Genomic DNA, 13938 nt, shown 5'->3' with positions numbered 1-13938 from the left:
CCTATTGGTCGATTCCTGGTGGCTGGACCAGACGATCAGGGGAGGGGGCTGGGGTGAAACCGAGGACGCGGCCGTAGAAGGCGAGCTCACGGGTCAGCGAGTCCTCGATGGTCGAGGCGGCGCGGAACCCGTGGCCCTCGTCGGGGTAGATCACGAGGTCCACCTCCTCGCCCGCCGCGCGCATGCCCTCTGCCATGCGCTCGGCCTGTGCCTGCGGCACGACCTCGTCGATCCCGCCCTGGAGCAGCAGCACCGCACCGTGCACCTCGTCCACGTGGTGGAGGGGGGAGCGCTCGACGTAGACGTCCCTCGCCTCCGGATAGGGCCCGACGAGGCGGTCGAGGTAGCGCGACTCGAACTTGTGGGTGTCCGTCGCCAGCGCCTCGAGGTCGGCGACGCCGAAGTAGCTCGTGCCCGCCGCGAAGGCGTCGCTCGTCGTCAGCGCACGCAGGACCGAGAACCCGCCGGCGCTGCCTCCGCGGATCGCGAGCCGGTTCCCGTCGACGAGCCCGGCCGCGGCCAGCGACCGGGCGCCGGTGACGATGTCGTCGATGTCCAGCACGCCCCACTGGCCGAGCAGCCGGTCGCGGTAGGCGCGCCCGTGGCCCGTGCTCCCCGAGTGGTTGACGTCGAGGACGGCGAACCCGCGCGTCGTCCAGAACGCCCGCGCGAGCTGGAGCCCCGCCTCGGCCCGGGCCGTCGGGCCGCCGTGCACGAACACGAGCAGGGGTGGCCGCTCACCCTCCGGCCCTTCCACCTCCGGGTGGCCCGGTGGCAGGAAGACCCCGTGCACCTCCTGCCCACCACTGTTGGTCCAGCTGCACGCCTGCGGCGCCGTGGCGTATGCCGGGTCCAGCCCTTCCTCGCGGCTGCGCCGGATCGTCGTGACCGGCCCGCCGACGCGACCCCGGACGATGACCGGCAGCTCGGTGGCCGTGCCGACCTTGACGACGAGCTCGTCGCCGGCGGCCTGGAGGTGGTCGAACTGCACGCCGTCGACCCCGGCGTCGGTGACGTCCCCAGAATCCGGGTCGAGGACCCCGAGGCGCCCCACCCCGTCGGCCCACCAGTGCACGAGCGCGCGACCGTCGTCGAGGAAGGCGAGGTCGCTCATGCCGAGGACCCACTGCGGCTGCATGAAGTCGGCCTCGACCCGGTGGACAGCGACTGGCCCCGACCCGGGATCCCGCAACAGGTTCCACCAGCCGGACGCGTCCGACAGGAACCACAGCGACCCATCGGGGGCGAACCGGGGATGGCCGACGCTGACGTCCTCGTCGGCGGCGACGACCTCCCAGGCGGCCGTTCCGTCGGCCCGCGCGGAGTCGAGCACCGCGCGCCGCAGCGTGGTCGTGTCCCATGGCATGTTCGGGTGGTCCCACGTCACGACGGCGACCTCGCGCTCGTCGGGCGAGAGCGCCGGTCGGCCGACGAAGTCGGTGCCCTCCCACAGGACCGTCCCTCCGTCCGCGTTGTCGCCGTCGAGCGCGAGGCGCACCAGGGTGTTGACCGGCTCGCCGTCGCCCGAGTGGTCCTCGCGGACCGCCACGACGAAGCCGTCACCGAGCACCAGCCCGCCGTAGCGGAAGCCGCCCTCGGGCGAGATCGCACGCATCGACCCGTCGGCCTCCACGAGGTGCACCCTGAGGTCCGGCATCGTCGTGACGACGACGGTTCCGGAGCGGACGGCATACGCACCGCCGCCGTACTCGTGGACCCGGGAACGCACGTTGACCGCGGGACCCACGACGTCCTCGACCGCCCCGCTCGAGCCGACGTGGCGGACGAGGACGACGCGGCCCTCCTCCCACGGGCGCGACTCAAGCCAGTAGGTGTCGGCACCGTCGACGCGGACCTCGTCGAGTCCGCGGGTCGCGGCGGTGAGGGCAGCGGGGGAGAGCGGCGAGGGCCAGGAGCCGAAGGGCAGTGACGTCATGTGACTCAACCTAGGCCGTCGGTGTCAGAGTCGGTGGTGGACCCAGACCCCGGGCTCCACATAGACCGCGTGGTCGTGCTCGACGCTGACGTGCACGGGGTTGAGGGCGTACGGCACCTCCACGTCGCCCGAGGCGTCGAACGGCAGCCCGGTCCAGGACCGCCACTCGGCGAGCGTCCCGGAGATCGTCATGGCCCGGGGGCAGACCTTGACGACCTCGCCGCCGATGCGGGCATGCAGGCGCAGCCACGGGTCCGCCGGGAGCCCGTCCTCGCGGAGCCGAGCCACGTAGTCGGGCATCGGCAGCCGCGGCTCGTGGTGCTTCTGGCTGGGACGCACCGGCGCCACGAGGTCGTGGAACCCGTGACGAGCAGCGTTCTGGCGCTTGGCCTCCAGCATGACCGAGGCGAGGCCCGTCCCCTGGAGGTCGGGCCGGATCGCGACCTCGAGCGCAGACACGTGGGTGGGTGTGCGCCCCGCGAGCTCGTCGTACCAGGCCCAGGTGATGACCCCGTCCCACCCGTCGTCGGGCAGCTCCGTCCGTCCGATGTCCTCGCCCATCGCGAAGGGGATGGAGTGCGACTTGGCCACGAGGCGGGTGGGCTCGGTGGCGTCCCAGGCGACGAGGGTCCATGCGGCGAAGATCGTGGACGCGCGTGAGTAGTAGTAGTCGCTCACCGGGTCCCACTTCATGAACTCCGGCCAGGGGTCGTCGAACGTCCCGAGCAGTGGCGCCAGGTCGGGTCGGTCCGCGAGGCTGGCGACGGCGAGGTCCATGGCCCGACGGTAGGGCCGTGGCGGGCCACGCCGCATCCGGTTTACGGGACGGGTCAGCCGGCGTCGACCGACATCTCACCCAGCTCGGACCAGTCGGTGCCCGGCACCACCGCGTTGACGATGCGCGGCGTCGCGGCGAGGTACGGAGGGAGCTCCTCCCGGGCGGCCCGGAAGTGGTCGGACCCGACGTGGGCGGCGCCCGCCTCGTCGTCGCGGAAGGCCTCGACGAGGACGTACTCGTCCGGGTCGTCGACGCTCCGCGACCAGTCGAACCACAGGCACCCGGCCTCGGCGCGCGTGGCCTCGGTGAACGCCCGCGAGATCTCCGGCCAGCGGTCGGCGTGCTCCGGACGGACGGCGAAGCGGGCAGTGATGAAGATCAAGGCGTTCTCCTGGACTCGGGAAAGGCGGCTGAGGTGCGACTGACCCTAGCGAGCACGCCCGGAACTGCGTCGCGCCCGTGGTTTTGCGGCGGATAGCATCGGTATGCCGTGCCGGGACGTCCGCACACGGCATACCTCCCGCAGTTCCCACCCCAGGAGAAGCCTGTGTCATCCCAGATCAGCGTCCACGTCGCCGGAGACGAGCGATCGGTGGCGTCGGGGACGACCGCGGCGGAGCTGTTCGAAGGACAGCGGGACGTGCTCGTCGCCCGCGTCAACGGCGAGCTGCGGGACCTCGCGCACGTCCTCGCCGACGGGGACGACATCGCTCCGGTGACGGCCCAGGAGCAGGACGGGCTGGACGTGCTGCGGCACAGCGCCGCCCACGTCCTCGCTCAGGCCGTGCAGCAGGTGAACCCCGACGCCAAGCTGGGCATCGGCCCGCCCGTGCGCGACGGCTTCTACTACGACTTCGACGTCGCCGAGCCGTTCACCCCGGACGACCTCAAGGCGCTCGAGAAGGTCATGCAGAAGATCGTCAACGAGGGCCAGACCTTCGTGCGGCGCGAGACCAGCGACGAGGACGCCCTCGTCGAGCTCAAGGACGAGCCCTACAAGTGCGAGCTCATCGGGCTCAAGGGCGGCGCGGCCGGCGACAAGGCGGAGGGCGCGGACGTCGAAGTCGGCGGGGCCCAGCTGACGATCTACGACAACGTCCGTCGCGACGGCACCCGCGCGTGGGGCGACCTCTGCCGCGGCCCGCACGTGCCCAGCACCAAGGTCCTCGGCAACGCGTTCAAGATCATGCGCAGCGCCGCCGCCTACTGGCGCGGGTCGGAGAAGAACCCGCAGCTGCAGCGCATCTACGGCACCGCCTGGCCGACCAAAGAGGATCTGCGAGCTCACCTGGAGAGGCTCGCCGAGGCCGAGAAGCGCGACCACCGCAAGCTGGGCGCCGAGCTCGACCTCTACTCGTTCCCCGACGAGATCGGCTCCGGCATGGCCGTCTTCCACCCCAAGGGCGGGGTCATCAAGCGGGAGATGGAGGACTACGTCCGTCGCCGCCACATCGAGGAGGGCTTCGACTACGTCGGCACCCCGCACATCAGCAAGGACGGGCTGTTCCACACCTCGGGTCACCTGCCCTACTACGCCGACACGATGTTCCCGCCCATGGAGATGGAGCACGCGGAGTACCGCCTCAAGGCGATGAACTGCCCGATGCACAACCTCATCTTCCGCTCGCGCGGTCGCTCCTACCGCGAGCTGCCGCTGCGCTTCTTCGAGTTCGGCTCGGTCTACCGCTACGAGAAGTCCGGGGTCGTCCACGGCCTCACCCGGGTGCGCGCCATGACGCAGGACGACTCGCACTCCTACGTCACCCCCGAGCAGGCGCCGACCGAGGTCGAGCACCTCCTCGACTTCGTCACCGGGCTGCTCAAGGACTTCGGCCTCGACGACTACTACTTCGAGCTCTCCACGCGCGACGCCGACGGCGACAAGGCCGACAAGTTCATCGGTTCGCCCGAGCAGTGGGAGACGGCCACGAAGGTCCTCGAGGAGGCCGCGGGCAAGTACGGCGTCGACCTCGTGCCCGACCCGGGCGGCGCCGCGTTCTACGGCCCGAAGATCTCGGTCCAGGCCCGTGACGCGATCGGCCGCACCTGGCAGATGTCGACGATCCAGTACGACTTCAACCAGCCCGAGCGCTTCGGCCTCGAGTACCAGGCCTCCGACGGCTCGCGCCAGCAGCCGGTGATGATCCACTCGGCGAAGTTCGGCTCGATCGAGCGCTTCATCGGGGTGCTCGTCGAGCACTACGCCGGGGCGTTCCCCGTGTGGCTGAGCCCGGTGCAGGTGCTCGGCGTGCCCGTGGCCGACGAGTACAACGACTACCTCTGGGACGTCCTGTCGCAGATGAAGGCCCAGGGCATCCGCGTCGAGCTCGACGAGACCGACGACCGCTTCCCCAAGAAGATCCGCAACGGGAGCAAGTCCAAGGTCCCCTTCATTCTCATTGCGGGCGAGGAGGACCGGGCGGCGGGCGCCGTGTCGTTCCGCTACCGCGACGGCTCGCAGAAGAACGGCGTGCCGGTGCAGGACGCCATCGCCGAGGTGCTCACCGCGGTCGAGACCCGCGCCCAGGTCTGAGGCGAGCCGTGGCGCCGGTCGTCCGCCTCGCCGAGCCTCGTGACGCGTTCGCCGTCGCGGCGCTGACGCTCCAGGACGACCGGGAGTGCGGCGCCGCGGTCCAGCCGGGCTTCCTCGACCGCTTCGCGGACGCCTGGCTGGCCGACCGCGCCCGGGTGACCTTCCTCGCCGAGGCCGGGGACGGCCGCCCGCTGGGTGTCGTCACGGCCGCGGTCGTCACGAAGCTGCCGAGCTCGCGCCGACCGGACGGCCGGTGGCTGCACGTGTCCCTGCTCTTCGTGACCCAGGATGCCCGTGGCGCCGGGCTCGGCGCCGCCCTCCTCGCTGCGCTGCTCACCTGGGCCGACGAGAACGGGGTCGACCGGATGCAGCTCAATGCGGCACCGCGGGCGCGCAGCCTCTACCAGCGCGCCGGCTTCACCGACCCGAGCCCCGGACTCATGGAGTGGCGCGCCGACGGCGCCCGGTGAGCGGACGGCATACCGGCAGGACACGTCGTATGCCGTCCGCCACCGTCCGCGCGGTCCCGTGCGTCAGGGGGTCCAGACCATTCGGACGTCCGGCGCGCGCTCCTCGTTGTCACCCTCGGTCTCCTCGACGGGCACGAAGCCGTGCCGCTCGTAGAAGCGCAGCGCCTCGGTGTTGCTCTGGAAGGCCCACAGCTGCAGTCCGCGCGGGAACCGCTCGCGAGCCAGCTCCAGGAACCGGGCGCCGAGGCCGCGGCCGGTGTGGTTCCTCGCGAGGTAGAGGTGGCCGAGCTCGTCGGGCTCCCGGAGCGCGAGGAACCCGACGAGGCCCTCGTCGGTCTCGGCCACCCACACCTCGTGCTCGGGCAGCAGGACCTCGCGGACGAAGGGCTCCACGGTGCTCCGGTCGTGCGGGATCGCGGGGATCTGCGGCACCGACTCGGCCCTGACCTCCCAGTACAGCTCAGCGAGGGCAGCGGCGTCGTCGGGGGCGGCAGCCCGGATGCGGGGGACGCCCGGGGAGGTGCTCGTCTCCATCCCTTCATAGGATCACGGGATGAGCGAGATCCTCGAGCCCGACACCGACTTCGCCGGCGCGCCGGACGGGTTCGACCGCCTCTGGACGCCCCACCGCATGGCCTACGTGACGGGGGAGCGGCCCTCGACGGAGGCGGGGGACGGCTGCCCGTTCTGCGCGGCACCGGGGAGGGGCGACGCCGAGGGCCTCATCGTGCACCGGGGGGCGCACTGCTACGTCGTCATGAACCTGTTCCCCTACAACCCCGGTCACGTCCTCGTATGCCCCTACCGGCACGTCTCGCTCTACGTCGACCTGACGGACGAGGAGACCACCGAGTTCACCGCCCTCACCAAGACGGCGATCCGGGCACTCACGGCGTCATCCGGGCCGGGGGGGTTCAACATCGGCATGAACCAGGGCGAGGTCGCGGGTGCCGGTGTCGCTGCCCACCTGCACCAGCACATCGTGCCGCGCTGGGGCGGCGACATGAACTTCCTGCCGGTCGTGGGGCAGACCAAGGCCCTCCCGGTGCTCCTCGAGGACGCGCGGCGCCGCCTCGCCGCGGCCTGGCCGGTGGCATGACATCGGCCCACTAGGCTGACCGCACCATGCTCAACAAGTACGCGCGCCCGTTCTTCACGAAGCTGTTCACCCCGCTGGCCTCGGTCCTCCTGCGACTCGGCGTCAGCCCTGACGTCGTGACGGTCGTCGGGACCCTCGGGGTGAGCCTGGGAGCGCTGCTCTTCTACCCCCGCGGTGAGTTCCTCGTCGGCACGCTCGTCATCACGGCCTTCGTGTTCTCCGACACGGTCGACGGGATCATGGCCCGCCGCTCGGGGCGGTCGAGCACCTGGGGCGCCTACCTCGACTCGACCCTCGACCGCGTCGCCGACGCCTCGATCTTCGGCGGGCTCGTGCTGTTCTACGCCGGGGGCCGCAGCGTGCGGCCGGGCGGGGCGCTCGAGGTCCGGCCGGGCCTCATGGCCGCCCTGGCGCTGGCCTGCCTCATCTTCGGCATGGTCGTGTCCTACGCCAAGGCCCGGGCCGAGGGCTTGGGCATGACCGCCGACGTCGGCATTGCCGAGCGTGCCGAGCGCCTCGTCGCCGTCCTCGTGACGACGGGCCTCGTCGGCCTGTTCCTCCCCGAGGTCTTCCTCACGGTCGTGCTCGCGCTGCTCGCCCTGGCGAGCCTGGTGACCGTGGTCCAGCGGATGCTCGAGGTCCGCCGTCAGGCCCTCGACGTCGCGTGAGCGCGCGTGCCGAAGGCGTGGTCTCCCGGGCGACCGACGCCGTGACCGTGGCCGGCTTCCGGGTCGGCTGGTCCCTCATCCGTCGTATGCCGGAGCGTGTGGCCCACGTCCTCTTCGACCGGATCGCGGACCTCACCGTCGCCCGCGGCGGCGGAGCGCGGATGCGCTCCAACTACGCCACGGTGCGGCCCGAGCTCGACGACGCGGCCCTCGACGAGCTCGTGCGCGACGGGATGCGGGCCTACATGCGCTACTACTGCGAGGCCTTCCGGCTGCCGGTGCTCTCCCCTGACGAGCTGGCCGCGAGGGTGCGGGTCGAGGGCGACGGCCCGGTCCGGGAGGTCCTCGCCGGGGACGGCTCGCTCGTGTGCTTCCTCGGCCACCTGGGCAACTGGGACCTCGCCGGAGCCTGGTGTGCCGTCCATCTGGGGCCGGTCACGACGGTCGCCGAGCGGCTCGAGCCCGAGGAGGTCTTCGAGGAGTTCCTCGGGTTCCGCACCGGGCTCGGCATGACGATCCACCCGCTCACCGGGGGTGACCCGCCGTTCCCGCTGCTCCGGCAGGCGGCCCGGCGCCGCGGTCTCATCCCGCTCCTGTCCGACCGCGACCTGTCGCGCGACGGCGTCGAGGTGAGCTTCTGCGGGGAGCCGGCGCGGATGGCCGCCGGACCCGCGGCCCTGGCCCTGGCCGAGCGGCGCCCGCTCTTCCCCGTGTCGATCCGGCACGAGCGCACCGGCCGACGCTGGGGGATCGTCATCACCTTCCACGACCCGGTGCCCGTCCCCACCTCGGGGACGACGCGCGAGAAGGTCACCGCGATGACCCAGACCTGCGCCGACGCGCTGGGGCAGACCGTGCGCGGCTCCACGGCCGACTGGCACATGCTGCAGCCGGTCTTCACCAAGGACCTCGACCCCGACCGACTCGCCCGGGCCGGTCGCGCATGAGGATCGGCCTCGTCTGCCCCTACGCGTTCGACGTCCCCGGAGGCGTCCAGTTCCACGTCCGTGACCTCGCCGAGTTCTTCACGCGCCAGGGCCACGACGTGGCGGTCCTCGCACCGGTGGACGACGCGGGAGCGGACCTGCCGGCATACGTCACATCCTGCGGTCGTGCGGTCCCGGTCCGCTACAACGGGTCCGTGGCCCGGCTGACCTTCGGGCCGGTGACGTCGTCGCGGGTCAGCCGCTGGCTGGAGGAGGGGGACTTCGACGTCCTGCACCTCCACGAGCCGATCACGCCCAGCGCCTCGGTCATGGCGCTCTGGGCGTCGTCCGAGCCCGTGGTCGCCACCTTCCACACGTCGAACCTGCGCTCCCGCGCGATGCACGCGGCGAACCCCCTGCTGCGACCCTCGACCGAGAAGATCCGGGCGCGCATCGCCGTGTCGGAGGAGGCTCGCCAGACCGTGCGTCGGCATCTCGGCGGGGACGCCTACATCATCCCCAACGGCGTGCACACGCAGCGGTTCGCGCCCGACGGCGCCGTGACCCGCTGGTCCGGGACGGCGGAGCGTCCGACGCTGGCCTTCCTCGGCCGGATCGACGAGCCCCGCAAGGGCCTCGACGTGCTCACCGCCGCGATGCCGGCCGTCCTCGAGGCGCTCCCGGGCGCCCGGCTGGTCGTCGCCGGGCCGGGCGACGTCGACGAGATCGCCGAGCGGCTCGACCCGCGGGTACGCGCTGCGACGGAGTTCCTCGGAGCGGTCTCGGAGGACGACAAGGTGGCCCTGCTGCGGTCGGCCGACCTCTACGTCGCCCCGCACACCGGCGGCGAGAGCTTCGGCATCGTGCTCGTCGAGGCCATGGCGTCGGGTGCGCCGGTGCTCGCCAGCGACCTCGAGGCGTTCACGGCCGTCCTCGGGGACGGGCCGGCGGGTCGGACCTTCCCCGTGGGGGACAGCGCCGCCCTGGCGCGCGCCGTCATCGAGCTGGTCGGGGACCCCGACGAGCGGCGCCGGCTGCGCGACCTCGGGCTGCGACGCGCCCGCTCCTTCGACTGGGGCGTCGTGGCCGAACGCGTCATGGCGGTCTACGAGACCGTGATCGAGGGCGCGGACAGCGCTCCCGTCGAGTCGGCCGTGCGCGCCGGCCTGCTCGGGCGGCTGCGCTGGCCGCAGAGAGGTGAGGTCTGATGGACGTCCTGCAGGTCTCGACGACGGTGGCCCTCGTGCTGCTCGCCGTCGCGTGGTACCTGTCCTACTCCGCGTCCCGGCTCGACCGCCTCCACGCCAAGGTCGAGGGAGCCGTGTCCGCGCTCGACGCGCAGCTGGTCCGGCGGGCCGAGGCCACCCTGGAGCTCGCGACGAGCGGCGCGCTCGACCCTGCCGCGTCGCTGCTCCTCGCCGACGCCGCGAGCGAGGCGCTCGAGCGCCACACGCACCACCCACTGAGCCACGACCCGCTCGACGGGCAGACGTTCGCGGGACGTGAGGACACCGAGACCAACCTCACCGAGGCCCTGCGCGCCGTCCTCCAGGAAGACACCGTGGCCGCCCTCCGCGCCGACGCCGACGGGCCCGGGGCGGGCGCGCTGTCGCGGGTCGAGGCCAGCGCCCTGCGGGTGCAGCTCGCCCGCCGGTTCCACAACGACGCGGTGCGCGAGGTCCGCAGGGTCAGAGCCAAGTGGGTGGTGCGGCTGTTCCGCCTCGCCGGTCACGCGGCCCTCCCGCAGCGGGTCGACTTCGACGACGACTTGCCCCCTGCAGTGGTCGACTGAGACGGATCTACACTGGCCCGCATGAGCGACTCCAGCCCCACCGCGGCAGCCTCCACGACCACTTCCCACACCGGCACCACCCGGGTCAAGCGCGGCATGGCCGAGATGCTCAAGGGCGGCGTCATCATGGACGTCGTCAACGTCGAGCAGGCCAAGATCGCCGAGGACGCCGGCGCGGTCGCCGTCATGGCGCTCGAGCGCGTGCCGGCCGACATCCGCGCCCAGGGCGGAGTCTCCCGCATGTCCGATCCCGACATGATCGACGGCATCATCGAGGCCGTCTCGATCCCGGTCATGGCCAAGGCCCGCATCGGCCACTTCGTCGAGGCGCAGGTGCTCCAGTCCCTCGGCGTCGACTACATCGACGAGTCCGAGGTGCTCACCCCCGCCGACTACGCCAACCACATCGACAAGTGGAACTTCACCGTGCCCTTCGTCTGCGGCGCCACCCACCTCGGTGAGGCCCTGCGCCGCATCACCGAGGGCGCGGCCATGATCCGCTCCAAGGGCGAGGCCGGCACCGGCGACGTGTCCAACGCGACGATGCACATGCGCAAGATCGGCGGCGAGATCCGACGCCTCCAGGGCATGGCCGAGGACGAGCTCTATGTCGCCGCCAAGGAGCTCCAGGCACCCTTCGACCTCGTCAAGGAGGTCGCGAAGGCCGGCAAGCTGCCCGTCGTGCTCTTCACCGCGGGCGGTATCGCCACGCCCGCCGACGCCGCCATGATGATGCAGCTCGGGGCCGAGGGCGTCTTCGTCGGCTCCGGCATCTTCAAGTCGGGCAACCCCGCCGAGCGGGCCGAGGCCATCGTCAAGGCGACGACCTTCCACGACGACCCCGACGTCATCGCCAAGGTGTCCCGCGGCCTCGGCGAGGCGATGGTCGGCATCAACGTCGACGAGATCCCCGAGCCGCACCGGCTGGCCGAGCGCGGCTGGTGACGCCGGCGCCGCTCGGACCACGGGCGGCGCGCATCCGGTCCAGCGGCGGAGCCCACCTCGGTGCGCCGCTCGCCGGGCTCGGTGCCGACGGTGCGACCTCGCGACGTCAGTGCGGGATGCGGTGGGCGTGCGTGTAGACGCTCATCCGTCGGCCGCGCGCGAACCCGACCAGCGTCACGCCGAGCCGGTCGGCGGCCTCGATCGCCAGCGACGACGGCGCGGAGACGCAGGCCAGCACGGCAACCTCCGACACCGCGGCCTTCTGAACGATCTCGAAGCTGGCCCGGCTCGACACGACGAGCAACGCGCCCGACGTGTCGATGTCGAGCACGAGGGCGCCTCCGAGCACCTTGTCGACGGCGTTGTGCCGCCCGATGTCCTCGCGCACGAGGGTGAGCCGGTCCGCGCCCACCGGCACCAGGCCGGCACCGTGGACACCGCCGGTGGCGCCGAACAGCTGCTGCCGGCCCCGCAGCTCGTCGAGGGCCGACGCGACCTGCTCGGCCTCCCACTGCACCTCGGGAGGGCGTGCGCCGGTCACCGCCTCGACCGCCTCGACCGCGGTGGTCCCGCACAGCCCGCACCCGCCGAGTGACGCGAGGTGGCGGGTCGACGTCACCGCCTCGCCGGACCTGGCCCCGGTGACCTGGACGTCGAGCACGTTGAGGCTGTCCAGGTCGGAGCAGAAGCGCGCGGAGCGGACGTCGTCGCGAGCGGCGATCAGTCCCTCGGCCCGGAGGAGCCCGTGCGCGAGGTCCACGTCGTGGCCGGGCGTGCGCATCGTGACGGTGAAGGTCTCGCCGCCCACCCTGATCTCGAGCGGCTCCTCGCCGGCGACGGTGTCGATCGCCCGCGTCACCCCGGAGTCGAGGTCGATGCGGACGACCTTGTGGCGCGAGCTGACCCGGCCCATCAGCGCTGCTCGGCGGACGTCGTCATGCCCTCATTGTCACCCGGCTCAGGTCACGGCGGCGCGAGACAGGTGCTCGGGTCGCTCGAACTCCCGGCCGTCGAGGACGTCGCGCAGGTGCACCGCGGCCGCGAGGGCGTCCTCGTGCGAGAGGTAGAGCGGCGCGAATCCCAGCCGCACGATGTTCGGCTCACGGAAGTCCCCGATGACCCCGCGGGCGATCAGGGCCTGCACGACGGCATACGCCTCGGGGTGGCGCAGGCTCACCTGCGAGCCTCGCCGCGCGTCCTCACGCGGGGTGGCGACGGGGAGCTCGACGCCGAGGGCGTCGAGCGCCTCGACGAAGAACGCGGTCAGCGACAGCGACCGACGGCGCACGTCCGCGACGTCCAGACCGTCGTATGCCGTGAGCGCGCCTTCCAGTGCGGCGATCCCGAGCACGGGCGGCGTCCCCACCCGGGCCCGGGTGATGCCGTCGGCGGGGGTGTGGTCCGGAGACATCGCGAAGGGGGTCGCATGGCCGTTCCACCCGAGGATCGGGTTGACGAAGGCGTCGAGGTGCTCGGGTGCGACGAAGAGAAAGGCCGGCGCGCCCGGTCCACCACTGAGGTACTTGTAGCCGCAGCCGACGGCGAAGTCGGCGCCACCCGCCGTGAGCGCGACGTCGACGACGCCTGCCGAGTGGCAGAGGTCCCAGCAGGCCAGGGCGCCGGCGTCGTGGAGGGCCGTGGTGAGGGCCGCGAGGTCCCACAGCTCGCCGGTCCGGTAGTCGACCTGGGAGTAGGACGCGAGCACGACGTCGTCGGAGCCACGGAGTCGCGCGACCGCCTCGGTGGGGGAGAGCAGCTCGAGGGTGAGACCGAGCTGCTCGCAGACTCCGCGCGTGACGTGGACGTCGGTGGGGAAGGAGTCGGGGTCGGTGAGGACGACGCGGCGGTCCGGGCGGAGTCGTGCGGCGGCGTGCACCGCCTTGTAGAGACTGACCGTCGTCGAGTCACCGACGACGACCGTCCCGACCGGTGCGCCCACCAGCTCGGCGATCCGGTCGCCGACCCGCTCGGGGGCCGACCACCAGGCCGACTCGTTCCAGGCGCGGATGAGCTGCTGGCCCCACTGGCGGGAGACCGCGTCGGCGGTGGCCACGCGGGCCGCTGTCGAGAGGGCGCCCAACGAGTTGCCGTCGAGGTAGACGACGCCTTCGGGCAGCTCGAAGGCGCCCCGGCGGTCGGTGGTGGAGTGCTCGACGTCCAGGGCGCGTGCACGCTGGGCGAGGGTCGTGACGGCGGTGTCGCTCATGCGTCGACCCTCTCATCCTCGAGGAGCATGAAGGCGAGGTCGGGTCGGTGGTCGGGCAGCCAGGGCGGGCGCGCGGTGCCGACCGTCCTCCAGCCGCGCCGGCGGTAGAAGTGGCCCGCGCCGGTGTCCTCGCCCACGACGTCGAGCATGGGGGTGAGGCCACGGCGACGGATCTCGGCCACTGCGGTGTCGAGCAGGACGCTGCCGATCCCGGAGCCACCGCGGCCGTCCGCCACGAAGAGGACGGACACCTCACCGAGCCCTTGGGCAGACAGACCGGTGGCGCGTTCCCACTCCCCGGCCATCCGGCCGCCGATGAGCTCGGTGACGGAGACATGACCGAGGACCGCCTCGTCCTCGACGGCCACCCACGCGGCGACCTCGCCGGGCCGGACGAGGAACTCCTCGGGCGGGAAGGGGAGAGGCCACCGCTGCGGGTACGAGGTCGACGGCTGCTGCGCGGCGAGCAGGTCGACGAGGACCGGGAGGTCGTCGGGACGGCGTTCGCGGATCGTCACGGGCACGCCAGAACGGTAGGCGCAGCTCATGCAGCGGCGCCCCCGGCCCCTTTCCGCAGGTCCGACC

General features: G+C 72.3%; 15 protein-coding genes. 8 read left to right on the top strand and 7 right to left on the bottom strand.

Annotation, left to right across the window (positions count from 1 at the left end; all coding sequences use genetic code 11):
* Position 1 precedes the first annotated feature (1 nt).
* From ACOJV9_RS06505 to ACOJV9_RS06495, 3 genes are read right to left on the bottom strand one after another with little or no spacing between them, the layout of a single operon-like run.
* A complete protein-coding gene (locus ACOJV9_RS06505) occupies positions 2-1936 on the bottom strand; it encodes a S9 family peptidase (protein WP_420184378.1) in 1935 nt (644 codons plus the stop codon).
* A 24-nt stretch (positions 1937-1960) separates the two neighbouring features.
* Positions 1961-2713: an N-acetyltransferase gene (locus ACOJV9_RS06500; RefSeq protein ID WP_420184377.1), complete on the bottom strand. Its 753-nt coding sequence runs from the start codon at positions 2711-2713 to the stop codon at positions 1961-1963.
* A 53-nt stretch (positions 2714-2766) separates the two neighbouring features.
* On the bottom strand, positions 2767-3096 hold the full coding sequence (locus ACOJV9_RS06495; RefSeq protein WP_420184376.1) for a putative quinol monooxygenase: 330 nt from the start codon (positions 3094-3096) through the stop codon (positions 2767-2769).
* Between the two features lie 165 nt (positions 3097-3261).
* Here ACOJV9_RS06495 and thrS point away from each other — a divergent pair, with 165 nt between their 5' ends.
* Entirely contained in the window at positions 3262-5247 is a 1986-nt protein-coding gene (gene thrS / locus ACOJV9_RS06490; RefSeq protein WP_420184375.1) for a threonine--tRNA ligase, read from the top strand.
* 8 nt (positions 5248-5255) lie between these two features.
* Positions 5256-5717, top strand: coding sequence for a GNAT family N-acetyltransferase (locus tag ACOJV9_RS06485; protein WP_420184374.1), 462 nt, complete (start codon positions 5256-5258; stop codon positions 5715-5717).
* 63 nt (positions 5718-5780) lie between these two features.
* On the opposite strand, the gene ACOJV9_RS06480 is transcribed toward ACOJV9_RS06485, so the two are convergent.
* A complete protein-coding gene (locus ACOJV9_RS06480; RefSeq protein WP_420184373.1) occupies positions 5781-6251 on the bottom strand; it encodes a GNAT family N-acetyltransferase in 471 nt (156 codons plus the stop codon).
* Between the two features lie 19 nt (positions 6252-6270).
* On the opposite strand from ACOJV9_RS06480, the gene ACOJV9_RS06475 reads away from it, so the two are divergent.
* Genes ACOJV9_RS06475 through pdxS form a run of 6 tightly spaced genes read left to right on the top strand, consistent with a single transcriptional unit; the run spans position 6271 to position 11147 of the window.
* Positions 6271-6816, top strand: a complete 546-nt coding sequence (locus tag ACOJV9_RS06475) for an HIT family protein (RefSeq protein ID WP_420184372.1) — start codon at positions 6271-6273, stop codon at positions 6814-6816.
* Positions 6817-6842: 26 nt separating this feature from the next.
* Complete coding sequence (pgsA, locus tag ACOJV9_RS06470; protein ID WP_420184371.1) at positions 6843-7484, top strand: phosphatidylinositol phosphate synthase; 642 nt, start codon at positions 6843-6845, stop codon at positions 7482-7484.
* The gene (locus ACOJV9_RS06465) at positions 7481-8431 is read left to right on the top strand and encodes a phosphatidylinositol mannoside acyltransferase (protein ID WP_420184370.1); all 951 of its coding nucleotides are present in this window, start codon (positions 7481-7483) and stop codon (positions 8429-8431) included. The genes pgsA and ACOJV9_RS06465 overlap by 4 nt, the downstream gene beginning before the upstream one ends.
* Positions 8428-9618, top strand: coding sequence for a glycosyltransferase family 4 protein (locus ACOJV9_RS06460; protein WP_420184369.1), 1191 nt, complete (start codon positions 8428-8430; stop codon positions 9616-9618). Before ACOJV9_RS06465 ends, ACOJV9_RS06460 begins: the two co-directional genes overlap by 4 nt.
* On the top strand, positions 9618-10202 hold the full coding sequence (locus ACOJV9_RS06455; protein WP_420184368.1) for a hypothetical protein: 585 nt from the start codon (positions 9618-9620) through the stop codon (positions 10200-10202). The genes ACOJV9_RS06460 and ACOJV9_RS06455 overlap by 1 nt, the downstream gene beginning before the upstream one ends.
* 21 nt (positions 10203-10223) lie before the next feature.
* Positions 10224-11147: a pyridoxal 5'-phosphate synthase lyase subunit PdxS gene (pdxS, locus tag ACOJV9_RS06450; protein ID WP_420184367.1), complete on the top strand. Its 924-nt coding sequence runs from the start codon at positions 10224-10226 to the stop codon at positions 11145-11147.
* Between the two features lie 106 nt (positions 11148-11253).
* Here the strand turns inward: pdxS and fdhD are convergent, their stop codons facing one another.
* The 3 genes from fdhD to ACOJV9_RS06435 are packed head-to-tail and all read right to left on the bottom strand — an operon-like array spanning position 11254 to position 13877.
* Positions 11254-12060, bottom strand: coding sequence for a formate dehydrogenase accessory sulfurtransferase FdhD (gene fdhD, locus ACOJV9_RS06445; RefSeq protein ID WP_420184366.1), 807 nt, complete (start codon positions 12058-12060; stop codon positions 11254-11256).
* A gap of 45 nt (positions 12061-12105) precedes the next feature.
* On the bottom strand, positions 12106-13353 hold the full coding sequence (locus tag ACOJV9_RS06440) for a kynureninase (protein WP_420184365.1): 1248 nt from the start codon (positions 13351-13353) through the stop codon (positions 12106-12108).
* Entirely contained in the window at positions 13350-13877 is a 528-nt protein-coding gene (locus ACOJV9_RS06435; protein ID WP_420184364.1) for a GNAT family N-acetyltransferase, read from the bottom strand. The genes ACOJV9_RS06440 and ACOJV9_RS06435 overlap by 4 nt, the downstream gene beginning before the upstream one ends.
* Positions 13878-13938 lie beyond the last annotated feature (61 nt).

It is taken from the genome of Knoellia terrae (assembly GCF_048606435.1).
Taxonomy (GTDB): domain Bacteria; phylum Actinomycetota; class Actinomycetes; order Actinomycetales; family Dermatophilaceae; genus Knoellia; species Knoellia terrae.
Note: the sequence above shows the minus strand (reverse complement) of the source record. Positions and strands in the feature narration are given on the sequence as shown.

Coding starts and splice junctions, on each gene's coding strand:
- ACOJV9_RS06440 (WP_420184365.1), bottom strand. CDS start 13,353: ATGAGCGACACCGCCGTCACGACCCTCGCCCAGCGTGCACGCGCCCTG.
- ACOJV9_RS06475 (WP_420184372.1), top strand. CDS start 6,271: ATGAGCGAGATCCTCGAGCCCGACACCGACTTCGCCGGCGCGCCGGAC.
- fdhD (WP_420184366.1), bottom strand. CDS start 12,060: ATGGGCCGGGTCAGCTCGCGCCACAAGGTCGTCCGCATCGACCTCGAC.
- pdxS (WP_420184367.1), top strand. CDS start 10,224: ATGAGCGACTCCAGCCCCACCGCGGCAGCCTCCACGACCACTTCCCAC.
- ACOJV9_RS06500 (WP_420184377.1), bottom strand. CDS start 2,713: ATGGACCTCGCCGTCGCCAGCCTCGCGGACCGACCCGACCTGGCGCCA.
- ACOJV9_RS06455 (WP_420184368.1), top strand. CDS start 9,618: ATGGACGTCCTGCAGGTCTCGACGACGGTGGCCCTCGTGCTGCTCGCC.
- pgsA (WP_420184371.1), top strand. CDS start 6,843: ATGCTCAACAAGTACGCGCGCCCGTTCTTCACGAAGCTGTTCACCCCG.
- ACOJV9_RS06460 (WP_420184369.1), top strand. CDS start 8,428: ATGAGGATCGGCCTCGTCTGCCCCTACGCGTTCGACGTCCCCGGAGGC.
- ACOJV9_RS06480 (WP_420184373.1), bottom strand. CDS start 6,251: ATGGAGACGAGCACCTCCCCGGGCGTCCCCCGCATCCGGGCTGCCGCC.
- ACOJV9_RS06505 (WP_420184378.1), bottom strand. CDS start 1,936: ATGACGTCACTGCCCTTCGGCTCCTGGCCCTCGCCGCTCTCCCCCGCT.